This window comes from Macrococcus equipercicus (assembly GCF_004359525.2).
Classification (GTDB): Bacteria; Bacillota; Bacilli; order Staphylococcales; family Staphylococcaceae; genus Macrococcus; species Macrococcus equipercicus.
The window spans coordinates 1-362 of the sequence record NZ_SCWC02000039.1 but is presented as its reverse complement, the minus strand read 5'-3'; the positions used below and the strand labels follow the sequence as shown (position 1 = coordinate 362).

General features: G+C 41.7%; 2 tRNA genes. Both read right to left on the bottom strand.

Annotated features, from left to right (window positions below):
- Positions 1–133: 133 nt before the first annotated feature.
- Positions 134–209, bottom strand: a tRNA-Ala gene (locus ERX35_RS11345).
- 28 nt (positions 210–237) lie between these two features.
- Positions 238–314: transfer RNA gene (locus ERX35_RS11340), tRNA-Ile, on the bottom strand.
- Between the last annotated feature and the right edge of the window lie 48 nt (positions 315–362).

Genomic DNA, 362 nt, shown 5'->3' with positions numbered 1-362 from the left:
TATTAATAATGTGATGTCTGCATAAATGCAGACGCGCGATTTCTAAGAATTCAAAAAATGAACTCACTCGGTATTGCTTGGTAAAATCTTTTTCTTCTTCATTGCTTATCTAGTTTTCAAGGTACAAATTTAATGGTGGAGACTAGCGGGATCGAACCGCTGACCTCCTGCGTGCAAAGCAGGCGCTCTCCCAGCTGAGCTAAGCCCCCAATATTCTGGAATATATTTAACTATTAATGGTGGGCCTAAATGGACTCGAACCATCGACCTCACGCTTATCAGGCGTGCGCTCTAACCAGCTGAGCTATAGGCCCATTTGAATGATGAACATTCAAAACTGAATACAATATGTCAGACGTTAA